The organism is Chelativorans intermedius, from assembly GCF_025398255.1.
In the GTDB taxonomy this organism is placed as follows: domain Bacteria; phylum Pseudomonadota; class Alphaproteobacteria; order Rhizobiales; family Rhizobiaceae; genus Chelativorans; species Chelativorans intermedius.
The window spans coordinates 1-20251 of sequence record NZ_JAODNW010000006.1; the positions used below are offsets into that span (position 1 = coordinate 1).

General features: G+C 66.2%; 19 protein-coding genes and 1 pseudogene. 11 read left to right on the forward strand and 9 right to left on the reverse strand.

From position 1 onward, the window contains the following. Positions 1-77 precede the first annotated feature (77 nt). The 5 genes and pseudogenes from NYR58_RS06695 to NYR58_RS06715 form a co-directional block, all read left to right on the forward strand. Positions 78-254 (forward strand): annotated as a pseudogene (locus NYR58_RS06695) (phosphate-starvation-inducible PsiE family protein); the annotation flags it as partial. Further along, the gene (locus tag NYR58_RS06700; RefSeq protein ID WP_261519712.1) at positions 251-1195 is read left to right on the forward strand and encodes a zinc metalloprotease HtpX; all 945 of its coding nucleotides are present in this window, start codon (positions 251-253) and stop codon (positions 1193-1195) included. The pseudogene NYR58_RS06695 and the gene NYR58_RS06700, both read left to right, overlap by 4 nt. Before the next feature lie 262 nt (positions 1196-1457). After that, positions 1458-2444: a glycosyltransferase gene (locus NYR58_RS06705; protein ID WP_261519713.1), complete on the forward strand. Its 987-nt coding sequence runs from the start codon at positions 1458-1460 to the stop codon at positions 2442-2444. Further along, the gene (locus tag NYR58_RS06710; RefSeq protein ID WP_261519714.1) at positions 2441-3262 is read left to right on the forward strand and encodes a ChbG/HpnK family deacetylase; all 822 of its coding nucleotides are present in this window, start codon (positions 2441-2443) and stop codon (positions 3260-3262) included. The genes NYR58_RS06705 and NYR58_RS06710 overlap by 4 nt, the downstream gene beginning before the upstream one ends. Then, on the forward strand, positions 3259-3657 hold the full coding sequence (locus NYR58_RS06715) for a GtrA family protein (protein WP_261519715.1): 399 nt from the start codon (positions 3259-3261) through the stop codon (positions 3655-3657). The genes NYR58_RS06710 and NYR58_RS06715 overlap by 4 nt, the downstream gene beginning before the upstream one ends. Here the strand turns inward: NYR58_RS06715 and NYR58_RS06720 are convergent. Next, positions 3654-5153: a glycosyltransferase family 39 protein gene (locus NYR58_RS06720; protein ID WP_261519716.1), complete on the reverse strand. Its 1500-nt coding sequence runs from the start codon at positions 5151-5153 to the stop codon at positions 3654-3656. The genes NYR58_RS06715 and NYR58_RS06720 overlap by 4 nt on opposite strands. Before the next feature lie 210 nt (positions 5154-5363). Here NYR58_RS06720 and holA point away from each other — a divergent pair, with 210 nt between their 5' ends. After that, on the forward strand, positions 5364-6428 hold the full coding sequence (gene holA, locus NYR58_RS06725; RefSeq protein WP_261519717.1) for a DNA polymerase III subunit delta: 1065 nt from the start codon (positions 5364-5366) through the stop codon (positions 6426-6428). Between the two features lie 69 nt (positions 6429-6497). On the opposite strand, the gene NYR58_RS06730 is transcribed toward holA, so the two are convergent. From NYR58_RS06730 to mnmE, 5 genes are all read right to left on the reverse strand, one after another. Further along, a complete protein-coding gene (locus NYR58_RS06730) occupies positions 6498-7370 on the reverse strand; it encodes a ParB/RepB/Spo0J family partition protein (RefSeq protein ID WP_261519718.1) in 873 nt (290 codons plus the stop codon). Between the two features lie 33 nt (positions 7371-7403). Beyond that, a complete protein-coding gene (locus NYR58_RS06735; RefSeq protein ID WP_261519719.1) occupies positions 7404-8198 on the reverse strand; it encodes a ParA family protein in 795 nt (264 codons plus the stop codon). A gap of 28 nt (positions 8199-8226) precedes the next feature. Beyond that, complete coding sequence (rsmG, locus tag NYR58_RS06740; RefSeq protein WP_261519720.1) at positions 8227-8868, reverse strand: 16S rRNA (guanine(527)-N(7))-methyltransferase RsmG; 642 nt, start codon at positions 8866-8868, stop codon at positions 8227-8229. Then, positions 8865-10730 (reverse strand): tRNA uridine-5-carboxymethylaminomethyl(34) synthesis enzyme MnmG, encoded by a 1866-nt coding sequence (mnmG, locus tag NYR58_RS06745; protein ID WP_261519721.1) that lies wholly within the window; start codon positions 10728-10730, stop codon positions 8865-8867. The genes rsmG and mnmG overlap by 4 nt, the downstream gene beginning before the upstream one ends. A 164-nt stretch (positions 10731-10894) precedes the next feature. After that, positions 10895-12211 carry a tRNA uridine-5-carboxymethylaminomethyl(34) synthesis GTPase MnmE gene (mnmE, locus tag NYR58_RS06750; RefSeq protein WP_261519729.1) on the reverse strand — a complete coding sequence of 439 codons (1317 nt, stop codon included), beginning with the start codon at positions 12209-12211 and terminating at the stop codon, positions 10895-10897. Positions 12212-12268: 57 nt separating this feature from the next. Between mnmE and NYR58_RS06755 the strand changes: the two genes are divergently transcribed. Continuing rightward, positions 12269-14305, forward strand: a complete 2037-nt coding sequence (locus tag NYR58_RS06755; RefSeq protein WP_261519722.1) for a thioredoxin domain-containing protein — start codon at positions 12269-12271, stop codon at positions 14303-14305. Between the two features lie 20 nt (positions 14306-14325). On the opposite strand, the gene rho is transcribed toward NYR58_RS06755, so the two are convergent. The 3 genes from rho to hemE form a co-directional block, all read right to left on the reverse strand. Continuing rightward, positions 14326-15591: a transcription termination factor Rho gene (gene rho, locus NYR58_RS06760; RefSeq protein ID WP_261519730.1), complete on the reverse strand. Its 1266-nt coding sequence runs from the start codon at positions 15589-15591 to the stop codon at positions 14326-14328. 204 nt (positions 15592-15795) lie between these two features. Next, on the reverse strand, positions 15796-16323 hold the full coding sequence (gene hemJ, locus NYR58_RS06765; RefSeq protein ID WP_261519723.1) for a protoporphyrinogen oxidase HemJ: 528 nt from the start codon (positions 16321-16323) through the stop codon (positions 15796-15798). Beyond that, positions 16320-17348, reverse strand: coding sequence for a uroporphyrinogen decarboxylase (gene hemE, locus NYR58_RS06770; protein WP_261519724.1), 1029 nt, complete (start codon positions 17346-17348; stop codon positions 16320-16322). Before hemE ends, hemJ begins: the two co-directional genes overlap by 4 nt. 397 nt (positions 17349-17745) lie before the next feature. Between hemE and NYR58_RS06775 the strand changes: the two genes are divergently transcribed. The 4 genes from NYR58_RS06775 to NYR58_RS06790 form a co-directional block, all read left to right on the forward strand. Next, the gene (locus NYR58_RS06775) at positions 17746-18570 is read left to right on the forward strand and encodes a pyruvate, water dikinase regulatory protein (protein WP_261519725.1); all 825 of its coding nucleotides are present in this window, start codon (positions 17746-17748) and stop codon (positions 18568-18570) included. Between the two features lie 26 nt (positions 18571-18596). Beyond that, positions 18597-19205, forward strand: a complete 609-nt coding sequence (locus tag NYR58_RS06780; protein ID WP_261519726.1) for a Maf-like protein — start codon at positions 18597-18599, stop codon at positions 19203-19205. Next, positions 19198-20040, forward strand: a complete 843-nt coding sequence (locus NYR58_RS06785) for a shikimate dehydrogenase (protein ID WP_261519727.1) — start codon at positions 19198-19200, stop codon at positions 20038-20040. The genes NYR58_RS06780 and NYR58_RS06785 overlap by 8 nt, the downstream gene beginning before the upstream one ends. Continuing rightward, a partial coding sequence (locus NYR58_RS06790) for a dephospho-CoA kinase (protein ID WP_261519728.1) occupies positions 20037-20251 on the forward strand: 215 nt, incomplete at its 3' end. The genes NYR58_RS06785 and NYR58_RS06790, both read left to right, overlap by 4 nt.

Below are 20251 nucleotides of genomic sequence, written 5' to 3' on the forward strand. Positions count from 1 at the left end.
GGCTGAGAATTGACGGCGCGTGAACACCGCCATGATATGCCGCCCCTCAGGGCATCACCAACTTTCGCTCATTACTCACGATCGTGCTGATCGCGCTCCTCGCCGTCGCGCGCAAATTCATCATCCTGGACCTCGGCGAGACGGAATCATCCAAGATTGCCGCACTCGCGGGCGCGGCGCTTGCGCTCGGGGTTGTCCATTGGCTCGTGCGCGATCAGGACCGACGCGAACTCGGAGGCCACGAGACGCGATGACCGCGGCCTCCGCCAGCCACCGCCTGCTCAATTTCGTGCAATCGGCGCTGCTGCTCGGGCTCATGGCCGCGATCGCCTGGATCGCGGTGACAGCGATCGTCGGACCCGAGACCGGTCTCCTCATGGCGCTCGCGATGGTCGGGGGTCTCCTGTTTGCGCCCGCGCTGCCACGCCGGCTGCTCCTCTCGGCCTATCAGGCGCAGCGGCTCACCGGTCGTGATGCCCCCGGTCTCGTCGCGGCCCTGGCCGAACTCGCCCGCAGGGCCGGGCTGCAGCGCGCGCCGGCGCTTTATCGCGTGCCGAGCCGGCTGCCGAACGCCTTCGCCCTGGGCAGCCCCGAGGACAGCGCCATCTGCGTCACCGACGGGCTGCTCAACCTGCTCGACGGCCGAGAACTCGCCGGGGTTCTGGCGCATGAGATCGGGCATATCGCCAACCGCGACCTGTGGATCATGAGCCTCGCCGACATGATGTCGCGCCTCGTCTCGCTGGCAAGCTGGCTCGGACAGTTGCTTCTACTCCTCAACCTGCCTCTGGTCCTGGCAGGCATGGTCCATGTGCCTTGGCATGTCGTGATTCTCCTTGTCTTCGCGCCCACCCTCATGGCGCTGGTCCAACTCGGCCTTTCGCGGACGCGCGAGTACGACGCCGACCGCGCCGCCGCAGAGCTGACCGGCGATCCGGAGGGGCTCGTGCGCGCGCTCGTCAAGCTCGAACGCCGGGTCGGTCGGTTCTGGGAGGAGATCCTTCTGCCCGGCCGCCGCATTCCGGAGCCCTCGTTGCTCAGGACGCATCCCCCGACCGAAAGCCGAATCCGCCGCCTCCGGGACCTGGTCACGGGTCGCACGACCCCGATCCCCGCCCTTGTCGGCTACCCGACCGCAAGGATACCGCTGGGAGGGACACCGCCTCGGTTCCATCGCCTTGGGCTCTACTGGTAGGCCTGCAGGGAAGCTGGATCGCCCAGGAGAACGGCGACCTGTCAGAAGGCATTTCTTCCAGAGAAGGTTGGATATCAGGCCCATCCCCTCCGCCAAGACAGCCGGCGATGCTCACCTCATTTTTCAACAGTTTGGACACGGATTTGGGCTGGCGCGCGTGCCGGTTGCCCGGGGGCGGCCGGGACCGGGCCCTTGCGGCGCGGCGGCTTAGGAAATATGCAGTTGCAGCCCTTCGGGGTGCTTTTCGGCCGGCGGCAGGACAATGCAGCTCGACATCGTGGTTCCCTTCTTCAACGAGGCCGAGACGGCCGCAGAGTTCGCAGCGATGGCAGCGCGGCTTGCGGCGCAGGCGCGTGCGCGTTTCGGGCTCGAAGCCACCTTCATCCTGGTCGACGACGGCAGCACCGATGGTGGCGCTGCCTGCTTTGCCCGGCACATGAGCGGAAACTGGACGCTGGTCACCCTGTCGCGCAATTTCGGCAAGGAGGCCGCCACGCTCGCCGGCCTCGACGCCAGCCGCGGCGACTATGTGCTGCTGATGGACGCGGACCTGCAGCATACGGCCGACATCGCGCTGGACATGATCGGGCGCCTTCTGGCCGACGGCGAGCTCGACATGGTCTATGCCGCGCTGGCCGACGGCAAGGGCCGCCGCGGCCCCGCGCGGTGGCTGGCGCGTGCCTTCTATCGGGTCGTCAACATGGGCCAGCGCTACCGCCTGCCGGAGAATGCCGGCGATTTCCGGGTCATGACGCGCCGCGCGGCGGAGGCGCTGCGCCAGGTGCGCGACCGCAAGCGCTTCAACAAGGGCCTGTATGCGTGGATCGGGTTCCGGCAGGAGCGCCTCGACTATGTGCCGGCCGGCCGGCACGCCGGCGACAGCAAATGGCCGCGCTGGCGGCTCGTCGCCTTTTCGCTGGAAGGGATCACATCCTTCACCGTCGTGCCGCTCAGGGTGGTCTCCCTGCTCGGCATCACCGTGGCCGTTCTGGGCTTTTTCTACGGTATCAAGATCGTTGTGGAAGTGCTGACGAGCGGCATCGACGTGCCCGGCTATCCGAGCCTCATGGTGGCGGTTCTGGTGCTGGGCGGGCTCAACCTCGCCCTGCTCGGACTGGTGGGCGAATATGTCTGGGCGGCGGTGAGCGAGGCCAAGTCGCGGCCGATCTACATCGTCAAGTCGGTCGCCGGCCCGGGCGCAGCGGCAGCGGACCCGAGGCAGCCGACGAGCGCCGGCGAACGGCAATGAGCAGTGCCTCCCGCCCCTTCTGGCTGATTGCCGACGATTACGGCCTGTCGCCGGGGGTCTGCCGCGGCATATTGCAGCTCGCGGCAGAGGGACGTCTGAGCGGCACCGGCTGCATGACGCTGTTCGCCGACTGGCCGGAGAACGCGCGGCGGCTGCGCGCGGCGGAGCCCGCCTGTGCGCTGGGCCTGCACCTGACGCTGACGGATTTTCCGGCGGCATCCGGCGCTTGGCAGATGCCCTCCTTGCGGCGGCTGATCGCGGCCCTTGCGCGCGGCGCAATGGACGAGGAGGTGGTCATGCGCGAGCTCGACGCGCAGCTCGACCGCTTCACGCACGAGCTCGGCATGTCCCCCGCCTTCATCGACGGGCACCAGCACGTTCACTATCTGGCGCCGGTCCGCCGCTGGCTTGCCCGCCGTTTCCGCGAGACACCGCCCGAAAGGCGCCCCTGGCTGCGGGCGGCTCCCTCGCCGGCCGGCGCCCCCGCCGCCGTTCTTCCCAAGGTGGTCCTCGTCCGCTCGCTTGCCGCCGGCTTCGACCGGCGGATGCGGAAGGAGGGCTTCGCGATGCGCGGGCCGCTTTCCGGGTTCTACGACTGGCGCCTGCCGGAAATGTTCGCCCCGGCCATGCGGAGGCTTCTGCCGCTGGTGCCGGAAGAAGGGGTGGTCATGTGCCACCCCGGACAAGCGGACACGCTGCTGCGCCGGAGGGATGCGCTCACCGACGCCCGGGAGGAGGAGCTGCGTTTTCTGTCCGGCCCCGAGCTCCCGGCGCTGCTCAAGGGAGCGGGCCTGAAGCTCGCCTTGCCCGCACGATGAGCGGAACCGGACGCCCTCTCCACGGAAAGGCCTGGCGCTTTGCCGTCGTCGGTGTCCTCAACTCGGCGATAGACTTTGCAGCCTTCGCCGCCCTTGCAGGGCTCGGCCTGTGGCCCCTGCTGGCCAACGCTCTGGCCTGGGCCATCGCGGTGACCTTCTCCTTTGCCGTCAACTCCCGCTGGACCTTCGAGCGTGCGCGCACGCTCGGCGTGAGGGCCTCCTTCGCGCGCTTCGCGGTCAGCGGGGCGGCCATCTCGCTGGGCACGTCCAGCCTGGCCGTCGCCCTCTTGCCACCGCTGACAGGTCTTTTGCCGGCGAAGATTATCGGAATCCTGGTCGGCGCGGTGCTCAACTTCTTCGCTGCGCGCTGGTCCATCGAGCGAAGATTTCTCTAGCCGGCGGTCTGCGCCCGCGGCAGCGCGATGAAGAAGCGCACCGGCCATTCCTCGCCCGGTGCGAAGCCGTGGACGGTGACGTCCACCTGGGCGTCATAGGCGGGGCGCAGACGTTGGGCGGCAGCCTCGCAGGCCTTCAGGCCCCTCTCCTTGAAGCAGGCAACGAGGATTCCCTTGCGCGCCACGTCCTCGGGCTTGACCCACGGTGTGAGCGCGAAGGAGCTGCCCTGCATGGAAAGCGGCCGCGAAGGCCCATAAAAGGAGGCGCCGCTGGCGAGGATCTTGTCTCCCGCCACGATGGCGAGCGGCGCATCGGTATGCGCTGCCCAGGCCCTCTCGACCTCCTGGGCGATGCGGCGGACGGGCACGCGGTGGTAGACCTCGTCGGCGCGGTCGAACCAGCGCACCGCCGGCACGGCGGCCATCAGCACAAGGCAGAAACCCACCGCGATCGCCGGAATCACCCCGCGTCGGCGCTCAAGCTGCCCCTGCGGCGCAGAAAGCAGAAGCAGGATCGGCACCGAATAGAACATGGGCAGCGCCCACACCGAGCTCAGATCCGCCGAAAAGACCGTTCCCAGGAAAACGGCCAGCGCCAGCGGGCCGAAGGTGGCCCACAGAAGCGCGCGCCCCTTCACACCCTGCCGGAGCCGTCTCACCCAGCCGGGCTCCACCAGACGCGTGGCGCCGTTGCGCCACAGCGCCAGCCCGACGACGCCGGTGGCGGGCAAGGCGTAGAGCAGCACCGCGACGAGGAATCTGGGCACCGTCAGGAGCGCATCCAGCCACGAGCCGTGGCCCTGATGCGCTGCGTAGGTGACGGGAAGGAAGTCGTTCTGAAAGAGCCAGACGGCGTGTGGCACCAGGAGGAGAAGGAAGACAGCGCAGGCCACCCATGCGACGGCCTGCCTCAGCATCGGCCGCGCCTCCCGGTCTGCCACCAGATGCAGGGCGATGGCGGCCAGCTGCACCGCGGAGTAGTATTTTGCCAGCATGCCGGCGGCCGCCACCACGCCGAGCAGCACGGCGTCCAGCATCTTCCGGCGCTCCAGAAGACGCAGATAGAGCAGCACCGTCAGGGGCCACAGCGGCAGCATCGCCGCATTGGCGTTGTACTTGGTGGCGAGGAAGGTGAAGGGCGGCAGGAAGAAGAAGAGGGCGACGGAGAGGAAGGCCCGCCACGGATCGAGAAAGCGAATCGCAATCCGCCAGCTTGCGAGGATCGCCAGCGCCGCGTTGGCGGCGGAGAGAAGATAATAGGCCCAGTCGGTGTTGGGAAAGAGAGAGAACCAGCCGGCGGTGATCCAGGCGAAAAGCGGCGGATGCTTGAAATAGCCGGCCTGCCAGGCGATGCCCCAGGAGTAGTTCTCCAGCATGTCGCCATACTTGTCGAGATTGAGCCGGGTGAAGGCGGGATAGGCGGTCCACACGGCCACGAAAAGCAACAGGAGGAGAATCACACCCGTGGCGGGAGACGTTCTGAAGACGCTTCTCATCGGTACCTTCCTCGCTGCCCGTGATATCCGTAGAACGCCGCGCCCCAGACGTCCGGCAGCCTTTTCCACGAAAGCAGGCGGCACGGCAAGGGGCTGCATGCCGCAGGAGGGGACGAGGATGCCGTCCATCTGCCCGGCAGGCGGGAAGGCGGTGATATCCGCCAAACGGGGCGTGGACGAAGCGCCCCCGGCCTGCTTAAGTCTGCAGCCATGGCACAGAAGAAGGCATATGAGGTCGAAGGCTGGCTCGCCAGGCCCGACCGAGACATCGTTCTTGTCCTGATCTACGGACCGGACCGCGGGCTGGTCTCGGAGCGGGCGCGCCGCTTTGCGGAGAAGACGGGGCTGCCCATCGACGATCCCTTCAGCGTGGTCCGCATCGACGCTGCCGACCTCGACCAGCAGGGCCGGCTGCTCGAGGAGGCGCGCACCGTGCCCATGTTCGCCGACCGCCGTCTCGTGTGGGTGCGCGGCGCAGGCGCGCAGGCTGCGCTGGCCGCCGATGTGGCGGCGCTCGTTGCCGAACCGCCCGGCGATTGCGTGGTTCTGATCGAGGCGGGAGACCTCAAGAAGGGGGCGGCGCTGCGCAGCGCCGTGGAGCGGGCCACCACCGCCATGGCCCTGCCCTGCTACGCCGATGACGGGCGCGGCGTGGACGCGCTGATTGACGAGACGCTGGCGGCCGCCGGCCTTTCCATCGCGCTCGAGGCGCGGCAGTTGCTCAAGGCCCTGCTGGGGGGCGACAGGCTGGCCTCGCGGGGCGAGCTGGAGAAGCTGGCGCTGTACTGCGCCGGCCGGGGCGAGGTCACGGTGGAGGACGTGCGCGCCTCGGTGGGCGACGTGTCGCGCCTGTCTGCCGAGGATGCCGTCGATGCCGTCCTGAGCGGCCGCATCGCCCTGTTCGACACGCTTTTCACCCGCCATGTGGCGAGCGGCGGCCCGCCTTTCCTGATCCTTTCTGCCGCCCTGCGCCAGGTGCAGAACCTGCAGCTTCTGCGCGAGGCCGTTGACGGACAGGGCAAGACCCCCGCGGCCGCGGTGGCCAGCGCCCGCCCGCCCGTCTTCTTTGCCCGCCGGCGCGCCGTGGAAGACGCCCTTCAGCGCTGGAACCAGGCGATGCTCTTCGCTGCGGCGGAGCGGCTGCAAGGCGCCATTCTGAAAACGCGCGTGAACCCGTCGGTCGCCGAGGCGCTCACCCGCCAGGCACTTCTGGCGCTGGCCATCGAGGCAGCGCGGGCGGGCGGTGGTTCGAGGCGCAAGATCGGGGGCGGGTAACTCTTCCTGCGTTTTGCCGGCTAACTGGGATTAGCCGGCGAAATATAAGAAACTTCAGGTGCGGCCAATCTATCGTTGCAGGAGGCGGCAGAGCTCGTCGAGCTGTTCCAGCGTGCGATAGGCAATCCGCATCTCGCCGCCCTTCTCCTTGTGATTGATCGTCACTTTCATGCCGACATGGTCGCTGAGCAGCTTCTCCAGAGACAGCGTGTCGGCGTCCTTTTCCTTGCGCGGTGAGCCGCCCTCCTTTGCCGCTGTGCCTTCCGGTGCGGCGGCCAGCGCCTCTGCCTGGCGGACAGACAGGCCCTCCTCGACAATCCGCTTGGCCAATCCCACGGGATCAGCGGCATTGACGAGCGTGCGCGCGTGCCCGGCGGTCAGCGAGCCGTCGACGATGAGGTCCGTGACCGAGGCGGGCAGCTTCAAAAGCCGCAACGTGTTGGCCACGTGGCTGCGGCTCTTGCCGATCACCTGGCCGAGATCGGCCTGCGTATAGTTGTGCTCTTCCATGAGCTGCTGATAGCCGCGCGCCTCCTCGATGGGATTGAGGTCGGAGCGCTGCACGTTCTCGATGATCGCGAGCTCCAACGCCGCCTTGTCATCCACGTCGCGGATGATGACCGGCACCTCCGTCAGCCCGGCGCGCTGGGCTGCACGCCAGCGCCGCTCGCCGGCGATGATCTCATAGCGTCCTTCGGCCGCCGCCGGGCGCACCACCACGGGCTGCACGATGCCGTGCTCGCGAATAGACTGCGCCAGGTCGCCGAGTTCGGCCTCGGCAAAGTTGCGTCGCGGATTGCGCGGATTGGGCGAGATGAACTCGATCGGCACGCGCCGGTCGGCGCGCACGGTTTCCTCAACGCTCCCCGAGGGCTTGTCCATTTCGCCGATCAGGGCGGCAAGGCCGCGGCCGAGTCGTTTACGCGAGGGATCTTCGTTCATGTCAGGTCCACACTTTCGAGACTATGCGAAAATTCATGCCGCCCGCAGGCGCCGCTCCCGGCGGATGACCTCGGAGGCGAGCTGCAGATAGGCCTGGCTGCCGGCGCATTTCAGATCGTACAGGATGGCCGGCTTGCCGTAGGACGGCGCTTCGGAGACGCGCACATTGCGCGGAATCACGGTTTCATACACCGTCTCGCCCATATAGGCGCGCACATCCTCCACCACCTGATTGGCAAGATTGTTGCGCCGGTCGAACATGGTCAGAACGATGCCCTGGATGGACAGATTCGGGTTGATGGAACTGCGGATCTGCTCCACGGTCTCCAGAAGCTGGCTCAATCCTTCAAGCGCGAAGAACTCGCACTGCAGGGGGACCAGGACCGAATCCGCCGCCGCCATGGCATTGAGCGTCAGCAGATTGAGCGACGGCGGGCAGTCGATGAGCACATAGGAATAGGGCACGCCCTCCGGCGCTTGACGCAGGGCGCGGCGCAACTTCAGGACGCGGTCGGGCGCGCTGGAGATTTCCATCTCGATGCCCAGAAGATCGAGCGTGGAGGGAACGATCGACAAGCCGGGAACGGCCGTTTCCATTGCCGCGTCGCGGATGCCGACTGCCCCGGTCAGCACGTCATAGGAGGAGGTCATGCGTGCCTGCCGGTCGATGCCAAGCCCGGTGCTGGCATTGCCTTGCGGGTCGATGTCGATGATCAGCGCCCGCTCGCCGATCGCCGCGAGCGCAGTGGCCAGGTTGATGGCGGTGGTCGTCTTGCCGACACCGCCCTTCTGATTTGCCACAGTGATAATGCGCGATGGCTTGCTCATGCCCGTAGCCGAAATTCCCTCGTTGCTCTCACCGGCGCGGGGTGCGGCGCAGCAGACTGCTGATCTCCAGAATCACGCCGTCGCCGGTCATTGCGTCATGTTTTACCAGATCGAATTGCCACACGTTACCGCTTTCTTCCACTTCCCTCAGGTAATCCCGGCCTTTGTGAAACAGCCCTCTGGCTCCCTGCGCGAGCCAGGGTTCGGCGAGCGGAAGCAGACGCTCGAGGGGCGCCAGCGCCCGCGCCGTGACGATCTGCGGGACGGGAAGAAGCACGGAACAGTCCTCGATGCGTCGCGCATGCACCTTCGCCGGCGCCTTGAGCTCGGCCAGAACGGTCTGCAGGAAGGCCGCCTTCTTGCGGTTGCTTTCCACAAGGTCGACATGCGCCCCGTCATGCTCCGCCATGATCAGCGCCACCACGGCGCCCGGAAAGCCGCCCCCGGAGCCCAGATCCAGCCAGCGGCGCGCGTCCGGCGCCAGGCGTACGAGCTGTGCGCTGTCGAGAACATGCCGTTCCCACAGATGCGGCAGCGTGGACGGTGCGGCAAGGTTGATGCGCGCTGCCCAGCGTCGGAATGCGGCCTCGAAGGCCTCCAGGCGCAGAAATGTTTCACGTGAAACCGGCCCGGCCGCATCTCGCAGGGCCGCAAGCCGCGCGGCGCTCACGCCGCACCTCTGGTTTCGCTTTGGCGCACGGCCATCAGGATCAGCGCCAGGGCGGCCGGTGTCATGCCGTCAATGCGCTGTGCCTCCGCCAGCGTCCGCGGCCTGCGTCGGCGCAGCTTGTCCTTCAGTTCATTGGAAAGACCGGGGATCGAGCCAAAATCCGCATGCGGTGGAATGACCCGGCTCTCATCCTGTCTCAGCTTCTCCGCATCTGCGGCCTGCCGCTCCAGATAAACGGCATAGCGCGCCTCGGTCTCAAGCCGTTCCGCTGTCTTGGGCGCAATGGCGCCAAGCTCTGGCCAGATTTCCTTGAGACGTTCAAGCGTGACATCAGGATAGGAAAGTAAGTCATAGGCACTGCGACGGATTCCATCCCGATTGAGCGCGATCCCATGCCGTGCCGCCTCGTTCGGTGTCAGGCTGCGCCCTTGGGTGAGCGCCCGAGCCTCCGCCAGTTCCTGCTGCGCCGTCTCGAACCGGGCGCGCCGCGCCGCGCTGGCAAGCCCCAGGCGGACGGCCAGCGGCGTCAATCGCTCATCGGCATTGTCCGCCCGCAGCGATAGACGGAACTCGGCGCGCGACGTGAACATGCGATAGGGCTCGCTCACCCCGCGCGTGACCAGATCGTCCACCATCACGCCGATATAGGCATCGGCCCGGCCCAGCACCACGGGATCGGCGCCCGAGGCCATGCGCGCCGCGTTGAGACCGGCGAGAATGCCCTGCGCCGCCGCCTCCTCGTAGCCGGTGGTGCCATTGATCTGCCCTGCCAGAAAAAGCCCCTTGACGCGCCGTGTCTCCAGGGACGGCTCCAGCTCCCGCGGGTCCACATGATCGTATTCGATGGCATAGCCGGGTTGCAGCACCCGCGCGTGCTCCAGCCCCGGTATGGTGCGCAGAAAATCATGCTGCACCGGCTCGGGAAGCGAGGTGGAGATCCCGTTGGGATAGACCGTATCGTCGTCCAGCCCCTCCGGTTCCAGAAAGATCTGGTGGCCGTCGCGTTCGCCAAACTTGACGATCTTGTCCTCGATGGAGGGGCAATAGCGCGGCCCCACCCCCTGGATCGCACCCGAATACATGGCCGAGCGCGTGAGGTTCTCGCGGATGACGGCGTGCGTCTGCGCCGTGGTGCGCGTGATGCCGCAGGCAATCTGCGGATTGACGATGCGTTCCGTCAGCAAGGAGAACGGCGTGGGCTCGTCATCCGCCTCCTGCCGCCCCATGGATGCCCAGTCGATGCTGCGCCCGTCCAGCCTGGGCGGCGTACCGGTCTTGAGCCGGCCGAGGGCAAACCCCGCCCGCTCCATGGACGCCGAAAGCCGCCTTGCCGCAGGCTCGTTCATTCGCCCGGCAGGGAACGTTCTTTCGCCGATATGAATGAGTCCGCGAAGGAAGGTTCCCGTGGTCAGCACCACGGCGCCGCACAAGATGCGGCGCTCGCCGGAAAGGACGACATGGCTGATGCGGCCGTTCTCGATGCCCAGCGCATGCGCCTCCGCCTCGATAACCGTCAGATTCTCCTGCTCCGCAATCGCCGCCTGCATGGCCTGCCGATAAAGCTTGCGGTCGGCCTGTGTGCGCGGGCCGCGCACGGCCGGCCCCTTGCGCCGGTTGAGAAGGCGGAACTGGATGCCGGCGGCGTCCGCCACGCGGCCCATCAGCCCGTCCAGCGCATCGACCTCGCGCACGAGCTGGCCCTTGCCGATTCCACCAATGGCGGGATTGCAGGACATTGCCCCGATCGTATCGCGCCGCAGAGTGACCAGCGCCGTCCGCGCGCCGAGGCGCGCCGCAGCAGCGGCGGCTTCGCATCCGGCATGCCCGCCGCCGATCACGATGACATCGAACGATTCTGTCATGGAGGCTCCTTTCGCGCTGTCAGATGCGCGCTTCGCATCCACTCGTCAAGCCTCTTCGCACCCGGATGTTTCACGTGAAACGGTCGTTCACCCAAACGAAGTGTGGGATGGCGTGTTTCACGTGAATCATCGGTGCAGGTCTCTTGGCCCGTGTTTCACGTGAATCATTTGCCGATGCAGAATGTCGAGAAGATGGTGTCGAGAAGATCGTCCACGTCGATCTCGCCGCTGATGCGGGCCAACGCGTCCGAGGCCAGGCGCAGATGCTCGGCCCGCAGTTCCAGTGCTTCGCTCTCGCGCAGCGCCTCTTCGAGGGTCATGGCAGCCTCTTGCAGCAGCGCCACATGGCGGGCTCGGAACGGCAGCGTGTCGCCGGCGCGCGCCATGTGGGCGCTGGTTGCCTCCCGCAGAAGGTCCGTCAACGCCTCAAGACCATCTCCCGTAAGCGTGGACAGGAGGCAGTCGTAGCGGCGCGCAGGCGGTCGCCCGGCCAGCAGGTCGCTCTTGCTGCCGACCCGAATCACCGGCCTTCGCGGAAGCCCGCCGAAAGTGACCGGGCTCGCTGCATCCTCGAGAAGAAGCACGAGGTCGGCATCCTCCGCCCGCTGCAGCGAGCGTTCGATCCCGATCGCCTCCACACGGCCCTGCGCCTCGCGGATGCCGGCCGTATCGGTGAGGATCACCTTCATGCCTCCAATGTCCATGTGGACCTCCAGCACATCGCGGGTGGTGCCCGGCTCGTCGGTTACGATGGCGACGTCGCGCCGCGCCAGCGCGTTGAGCAGGCTGGACTTGCCAGCATTGGGCGCGCCCAGGATCACCACGCGAAAGCCCTCCCGAATGATCTCCGCGTCCCGATATGCGCCCGCATGGGAGAGAATGTCGTCGCGCAGCTTTTCCACCTGCGGCCACACCGTCGCGGCCACCGAACCCGGGACATCGGATTCGTCCGCGAAATCCAGCTCCGCCTCGATCATCGCGCGGGCATGGATCAGCGTCTGCCGCCAACCCGCGTAAAGGCGGCGGTGACGTGCGTCCGAATTGGCGAGCGCAAACCGGCGCTGTGCCTCGGTCTCGGCGGCAATCAGATCGGAGAGCGCCTCGGCACCCGTCAGATCAAGCTTGCCATTGAGAAAGGCCCGCCTGGTAAACTCGCCCGCCTCCGCTGCACGCAGGCCCGGAAACGCCGACAACGCGCCCAGAACCGCCTGCACCACCGCACGCCCGCCATGCAGATGCAGCTCGGCGCAGTCTTCGCCGGTAAAGCTTGCCGGTCCCGGAAAGAACAGGCAGAGTCCGCGGTCGAGAAGCGCGCCTGCCTGATCGCGGATTGCGCCGAGCCGGGCACGACGCGGCGGCGGCAGCGCGCCCGTCATCGCCTCCAGCACCTGCCGTGTGTCGGGACCGGAAAGACGCACCACAGCCACGCCGGAGGGCAACGTGCCGCTCGACAAGGCGAAGATCGTCTCCCGGGCCTGCATTTGATTCGCCATGCTTTGCGCCCTACCTTTCCTCTGATCACATATGGAGAGTCAGTCTTGATCCTGCCCGCGAGAAACCTGCTCGGCGACGAGACCAGCCCCTATCTTTTGCAGCACAAGGACAATCCCGTCCACTGGCGACCCTGGTCGCGCGCAGCGCTGGACGAAGCGGCCGCCGAGGCCAAGCCCATTCTGCTCTCCGTGGGCTATGCCGCCTGCCATTGGTGTCATGTCATGGCGCATGAATGCTTCGAGGATGCGGAGGTGGCGGAGGTCATGAACCGTCTCTTCGTCAACATCAAGGTGGATCGGGAGGAACGGCCGGACATCGATCAGATCTATATGGCGGCCCTGCAGGCAACCGGAGAGCAGGGCGGCTGGCCGCTTACCATGTTCCTCACGCCGGAAGGCCGGCCCTTCTGGGGCGGCACCTACTTTCCGAAGAAGCGGCGCTTCGGTCGGCCCGGCTTCATCGATGTCCTGAATGCCGTGCACACCGCCTGGCAGGAGAAACAGGCCGAGATCCGGCGCAGCGCCGAGGCGCTGGCCGCCCATGTCGCGAGCCGACTGGCCCCCAGGGAGCCCGAGGGCGCGACCTCGGAGATGGCGGACATCCCACCGCCCCTCCACGAACTTGCTGGCAAGATTGCCGCCCTCATGGACAGCGAGACGGGTGGCCTGCGTGGGGCGCCGAAGTTTCCGAATGCCCCGTTTCTTGAAGTTCTCTGGCTCGACTGGCTGGAAAACCGCACCGCTGCGCACCGAGACGCGGTGCTTACCACGCTGCGGCATATGCTTTCCGGCGGTATCTATGATCACGTCGGCGGCGGTCTCGCGCGTTACTCGACGGATGCGCAATGGCTGGTCCCGCATTTCGAGAAGATGCTGTACGACAATGCCCAGCTCGTGCGCCTTGCGGGCTTTGCCTACGCGGAGACGGGCGATCCATTGTTTCGCATGCGAATCGAAGAGACCGTCGGCTGGCTTCTGCGCGAGATGCGGGTCGATGGCGGCGCCTTCGCCTCCAGTCTCGATGCCGATTCGGAGGGTGAAGAGGGAAAGTTCTATCTGTGGCGGCACGAGGAGATCGAGCAGGTTCTCAGCGAAGATGCAGGGTTCCTGATGGATGTCTACAGTCTGTCTGTGCCGGAGGGTTGGGAAGGTGATCCCATCCTGCACCGCTCGCAACGGCCACAGGCACTGCCGCCCGATCAGGAACGGCGCCTGCGCGCCCTGCTCGACCGCCTGTTGGCCGCTCGCGACAGGCGCGTCCGCCCGCAGCGGGACGACAAGGTTTTGGTGGATTGGAACGGCCTCGCCATCGCCGCGCTGACCATGGCCGGCCGGCAGTTCGACCGGCAGGAGTGGATCGGGGCGGCCTGCGCGGCCTATCGTTTCGTTTGCGAATCGATGGTCGATGACCGTCTTCCGCACAGCATCCGCGCCGGGCGGCGTCATTTCCCGGCCCTCGCCTCCGACTACGCGGCCATGATTTCGGCGGCCATCGCCCTGCATGGCGCGTTGCAGGACGATCGCTATATCGCGCAGGCGCGGCATTGGGCCGAAATGCTGGAAACCTGGCACGGCGCCGGCGAAGAGGGCGGCCACTTCCTGACAGCATCGGACAACGCCGATGTTCCGATGCGCATTCGCGGCGACGTGGACGATGCCGTTCCCTCCGCCACGGCGCAGATCATCGTCGCGCTGACACAGCTTTCCATGGCCACGGGTGATCACGTTCTCTACGAGAAGGCGGTACAGAGTGCCGAGGCCGCCTTGGCGCGCGCCCTGCGCCAGAGTCACGGCCAGGCTGGCATCGTACACGCCGCGGCCCTCGCCAGCCGGCCCATGAAGTTGCTCATCAACGACGCGACGCGCGACAAATTCGTTCCGGTTGCGAATCGAATAAGCGATCCCAGGCGCGTCGACATCCTCCTGGGACCGCGGGAAACACCTGCCGAGCGCGCGGCGGATATCGCCATAGACCGGTCGATGCCGGGCGCCTGGCTGTGCGTCGGCCCCACTTGCCTGCCGCCGATCCGGGATCCTGCGGTTCTGGAAGCCACCCTGCGCTCTGCCAGGCAACCGCAATAGGCGAGGCCTGCCGGCAGGCGTCAGGTGTTCATGGAATCGAAGAACTCGGCGTTGCTCTTGGTCTGCTTGAGCTTGTCGATCAGGAACTCGATGGCATCCGTCGTGCCCATGGGCGCCAGGATGCGGCGCAGAACGAAAATCTTCTGCAGATCCTGCCGCGGAACCAGGAGATCCTCCTTGCGCGTGCCGGACTTGAGGATGTCCATGGCGGGGTAGATGCGCTTGTCGGCGACCTTCCGGTCGAGCACGATCTCGGAGTTGCCGGTGCCCTTGAACTCCTCGAAGATCACCTCATCCATGCGGCTGCCGGTGTCGATCAGTGCGGTGGCGATGATCGTCAGAGAGCCGCCTTCCTCGATGTTGCGCGCCGCGCCGAAGAAGCGCTTCGGGCGCTGCAGCGCATTGGCGTCCACACCGCCGGTCAGCACCTTGCCGGAGGACGGCACGACGGTGTTGTAGGCCCTGCCGAGGCGCGTGATCGAATCAAGCAGAATGACCACATCGCGGCCATGCTCCACCAGCCTCTTGGCCTTCTCGATCACCATTTCCGCCACCTGCACGTGGCGGGTCGCCGGCTCGTCGAAGGTGGAGGAGATCACCTCCCCCTTCACCGAGCGCTGCATGTCCGTCACCTCTTCCGGTCGCTCGTCGATCAGGAGCACGATCAGATAGCACTCTGGATGGTTGGTGGTGATCGAATGGGCGATGTTCTGCAGCAGCACGGTCTTGCCGGTGCGCGGCGGCGCCACGATCAGCCCGCGCTGTCCCTTTCCCAGCGGCGCCACAAGGTCGATCACGCGCGCGGAAAGGTCCTTCGTCGTCGGGTTCTCGATCTCCATTCTCAGCCGTTCCTGGGGATAGAGCGGCGTGAGATTGTCAAAGTGGATCTTGTGACGAATCTTCTCGGGATCCTCGAAATTGATCGAGTTGACCTTGAGGAGCGCGAAATAGCGCTCACCCTCCTTGGGGCTGCGGATCGGGCCTTCCACCGTGTCGCCCGTCTTCAGCGAGAAACGGCGGATCTGCGACGGCGAGATATAGATGTCGTCCGGGCCGGGCAGATAGTTGGCCGAGGCGGAACGCAGAAAGCCGAAGCCGTCCTGGAGCACCTCGACAACGCCGTCGCCGATGATCTCGATATCCTGGGTCGACAGCTTCTTGAGAATGGCGAACATCAGCTCCTGCTTGCGCATGATGCTGGCGTTCTCGACCTCGAGCGATTCGGCAAACGCAATCAGATCGGTCGGCGTCTTGCTCTTGAGCTCCTGTAGTTTCATTTCCTGCATGGTTGCGGACTCTGGATAGATCATGGAAAGCCTGAGGAATGGCTGGGGTGCTGGTGGGCACCGGCAGCGTCCGGGACAACGGAAGAAACGGCGCCGGACTTGAAAGGAAGGAAAGGCCCTTTTATCGCCACGCTGGACAAAGAGCAAGGCGCCTTTTTCGTTCCATCACCGTCTGCCGCCGCCGGGAGCGGCGTTTCCCCGAGGCTAGAACGGCTTGACCACCACCAGAATGACGATGGCGATCATCAGCACCGTCGGTATCTCGTTCACCATGCGCCAATGCCGCGCCGGCCTGGTGTTGCGGTCGGCCGCGAACAGCCGCACGGCCTTGGCGAGATAACCGTGAACCGCCGACAGCAGGACAACCGCTGCCAGCTTGGCGTGCAGCCAGCCGCCGGAAAAGCCGAACCCCTTCCATGCCAGCCACAGTCCCAGCACCCAGGCGGCAATCATGGCCGGATTGATGATGAAGCGCAGAAGGCGCCGCTCCATCACCTTGAAGGTCTCGCTCTCGCTGGAGCCGGCGCGCACCCCGGCATGATAGACGAAGAGCCGCGGCAGATAAAGCATGCCCGCCATCCATGAGATGACGGCGATCACGTGAAGCGCCTTGATCCAGAGATAGAGCGCCGGCGGCACCGCGGCGAACAGAACCGCCGTCAGGACAGCGGCGATGCCGAGCGAAAGGACGGCCCGTCGCCAAGCGCCTGCTGTATCCGTCTCCCGCGTCATCGTTCAGCCTTTCGTACACGCCTGACCATGGCTTCCACGTGCTCGACCGGCGTCTCCTGCGCGATGCCGTGGCCGAGGTTGAAGATCAGCGGCCCTTCGCCCAGCGCCGTCAGAATGGCGTCAACACCCTCTTCGAGCGCCCGCCCTCCGGCCACCAGCCGCATCGGATCCAGATTGCCCTGCACCGGGCCTTCCCTCTGCAGGCCGCGCGCCTGGGCGAGCGGCACCGTCCAGTCAAGGCCCAGCGCGCTGACCCCGGTTTGCCGGCGGTAGGCAGCGTAGTGAGCGCCGGCACCGCGCGGAAACCCGATGATCGGCACATCCGGGTGGCGCGCGCGCACCCGGCGCACCATCTCCGCCACCGGGCGCACGCACCATGCCTGGAAGCTCGCATCGTCCAGAACCCCGGCCCAGCTGTCGAAGATCTGCACCGCATCCGCGCCAGCCTCGATCTGGCGCGACAGATATTCCGCCGAGCACACAGCGAGACGGTCGAGAAGGCGTTCCATCGCCTGCGGTTCGCGATGCCCGAACAGCCGAGCCGGCGCCTGATCCGGCGTGCCGTGCCCGGCAATCATGTAGGTCGCCACGGTCCACGGCGCGCCACAGAAGCCTAGAAGCGCGGTCTCCTCCGGCAGTTCCTCGCGCAGCCGCCGCACCGTCTCGTAGACGGGCGCCAGCCTTTCATGAAAGCGCTCGCCCTGCAGGCGATCGACCTCCCCGGCGTCCAGCGGCGTCATCACCGGCCCCACACCTTCCTCGAAGCGCAGGTCGCGGCCCAGCGCCTGCGGCACCACCAGGATGTCGGAGAACAGGATGGCCGCATCGAACCCGAAACGGCGAATCGGCTGCAGCGTCACCTCGACAGCCAGATCGGGTGTGTAGCAAAGATCGAGAAAGCTTCCTGCCCGTTGCCGCGTCTGCCTGTATTCCGGCAGATAGCGCCCCGCCTGGCGCATCATCCAGACAGGGGGCGGGAAGACCGCCTTCCCTTTCAGCACTTCGAGAAATGTCCGCTCCGTCACCAGCCGGCCTCCTGGAAACCAAAAATTAATGAATCCAAGAATAGGATTCTTTTGATTCTGAGAGTCTGTTTGAAGTGTGGATTAAAGCCTGTCCACGCTTGTCGCATATCTGCGATTGAGCATTTTGCCGCGCCGCCTTTCCATACAATGGGGAAAGTTCCGGTATCCGGTCCATATCGCCAAGCAGAATCAAGCGGATGAATGTTCGCGCGCGGCCCCGGTTGCCGCGCTCTCCTGTGGACAGGATTCTTTCTCCACACAGTTTTCTACAGGTGCAAAACCCTGTCCTCAGCGGCCTTGGCTGTGGATGGAAAGGCCGCTTTTCCCCTGCCTCCGTCTCGCCATCCGCCGGCGGGCGCGTTATCAACAGGTCTTCACAGTTTCGGGAACGGCCGGTGTGCACAAAAAGCAGAGCTTCTTTCACCTGCATCTTATTTCCGACGCCACGGGCGAAACCCTGCTCGCGGCCGGTCGCGCGGCTGCCGCGCAGTACAAGAACGCCCGCGCCATCGAGCACATCTATCCCCTGATCCGCACCGAAAAGCAGCTCGAGAAGGTTTTTGCCGAGATCGACGAGGAGCCGGGCATCGTGCTCTATACCATCGTCGATCAGGCACTGGCCCGCCGCATCGACGAGCGCTGCCAGGCCATGGGGCTGCCCAGTGTCTCGGTTCTGGAACCGGTGCTCACCGTCTTCCAGTCCTATCTCGGCACACCGGCAGGCCGCCGCATGGGTGCACAGCATGTGCTGGATGCCGAGTATTTCCGCCGCATCGACGCCCTGAACTTCACCATGGAGCATGATGACGGCCAGCTTCCGCACGATGTGGACGAGGCCGACATCGTCCTGGTCGGCGTATCGCGCACGTCGAAGACGCCCACCAGCATCTATCTGGCCAATCGCGGCATCAAGACGGCCAATGTGCCCATCGTTCTCGACGTGCCGCTGCCGGAAGGCCTGATGCGGGCGAAACATCCCCTGATCGTCGGCCTTGTCGCCTCGGTCGAGCGCATCGCCCAGGTACGGCAGAACCGGCTGTTGTCGAATGCCGCCACGGCCGACAATTTCGATGCCTATGTCGACCGGGCTACCATTGCCCGAGAGCTTGCCTATGCCCGCCAGCTCTGCAGCCGCCACAACTGGCCGTTGATCGACGTGACGCGCCGTTCCATCGAGGAAACCGCCGCCGCCATCCTGGCCCTGCGCGGCAAGCCGTGGTGACTGGAAAAGTGACTGGAAAGAAGATCATGCCGGAGAAGATCGAGACCATCATCCTCGCCTCCACGAGCCCCTTTCGCCGAAAGCTTCTGGAAAATGCCGGCCTGTTGGTGCGGCCGGTGGCACCCGGGATCGACGAGCGCGCGCTGGAGGCACCGCTGAAAGGCACGGGTGTCTCGCCTGTGGATGTGGCCCGCATCCTTGCGGAAGCCAAGGCGGTGGAGGTCTCGCGGCGCCACCCCGGCGCCTGGGTGGTCGGTGGCGACCAGACGCTGTCGCTTGATGATCGGATTTTCCACAAGCCGACGGACATGGAAGGCGCGCGCCGCCATCTTCTGGCGCTGTCGGGCAGGACACACCATCTCAACAGCGCCGTGGTTCTGGCGCGCGGCGGCGAGACCGTCTGGCACCATGTGGAGACGGCCTCGATGACCATGCGCCGGCTCGATCCCGGTTTCATCGGCCGCCATCTGGCGCGCGTGGGCGAGAAGGCGCTCGCAAGCGTCGGCGCCTATCAGGTGGAGGGCGAGGGCATCCAGCTTTTCGAGCGCATCGAGGGCGATTACTTCACCATTGTCGGCGTTCCGCTTCTGCCGTTGCTCGGCAAGCTGCGCGACCTGGGGGCGATCGATGGCTGAAGTCCCGCTTCGCGCCTTTGTCTGCGGCCACCCGGTCGCCCATTCGCGCTCTCCGCTCATCCACGGCCACTGGCTGGCCGAACACGGCATCGCCGGCTCCTACGAGCGGCGGGACGTGGCGCCGGATGCCTTGCCGGCCTTTCTTCGCCAGCTTGCCGCGGGCGGCTATGTCGGCGGCAATGTCACCATTCCCCACAAGGAGGCGGCCCACCGGCTGGTCGCGTGGCGTGACGAAGCGGCCGAAATTATCGGTGCGGTGAACACGCTGTGGTTCGAGGATGGCCGCCTGTGCGGCGGCAACACGGATGCATATGGCTTTGCCGCCAATCTCGATGCCGGCGCTCCCGGCTGGGGTGCGGGTGGCATCGCCACGGTGCTCGGTGCCGGCGGCGCCGCGCTCGCCGTCGTCCATGCGCTTCAGGAGCGGGGCTTTACCGACATTCGCATTGTCAACCGCACGCTCTCGCGGGCCGAGGCCCTGGTGCACCGCTTCCGCGGCGGCACGAGCGCCCATGGCTGGGAGGCGGTGCCCGAGCTGCTCGCCGATACGGCGCTTCTGGTCAACACGACGTCGCTCGGCATGCACGGCGCGCCTGAAGCGGCGTTGGATCTCGATGCCTTGCCGCAAAAGGCCATCGTCACGGACATCGTCTATGCGCCGCTTCGCACACCGCTTCTGGCGGCGGCCGCGCGGCGCGGGCTTGCCACCGTCGATGGGCTTGGCATGCTTCTGCACCAAGCCGTTCCAGGCTTCGAGCGCTGGTTCGGGGTGCGGCCCGAGGTTACCGACCGGCTGCGGGAGATCGTGGTGGCAGATCTGGAGAAAGACGCGTGATCGTCCTCGGTCTCACCGGCTCCATCGGCATGGGCAAGTCCACCACGGCGCGCATGTTCATGGAGGAAGGGGTGCCGGTGCACGATTCCGACGCCGCCGTGCACCGCCTCTATGCCGGAGCGGCAGCCCCGGCCGTGGAAGCCCTTTTCCCCGGCACGGTGGTCGACGGCGCCGTCGACCGGAGCCGCCTTGCCGAGGCCGTCATGGGCCG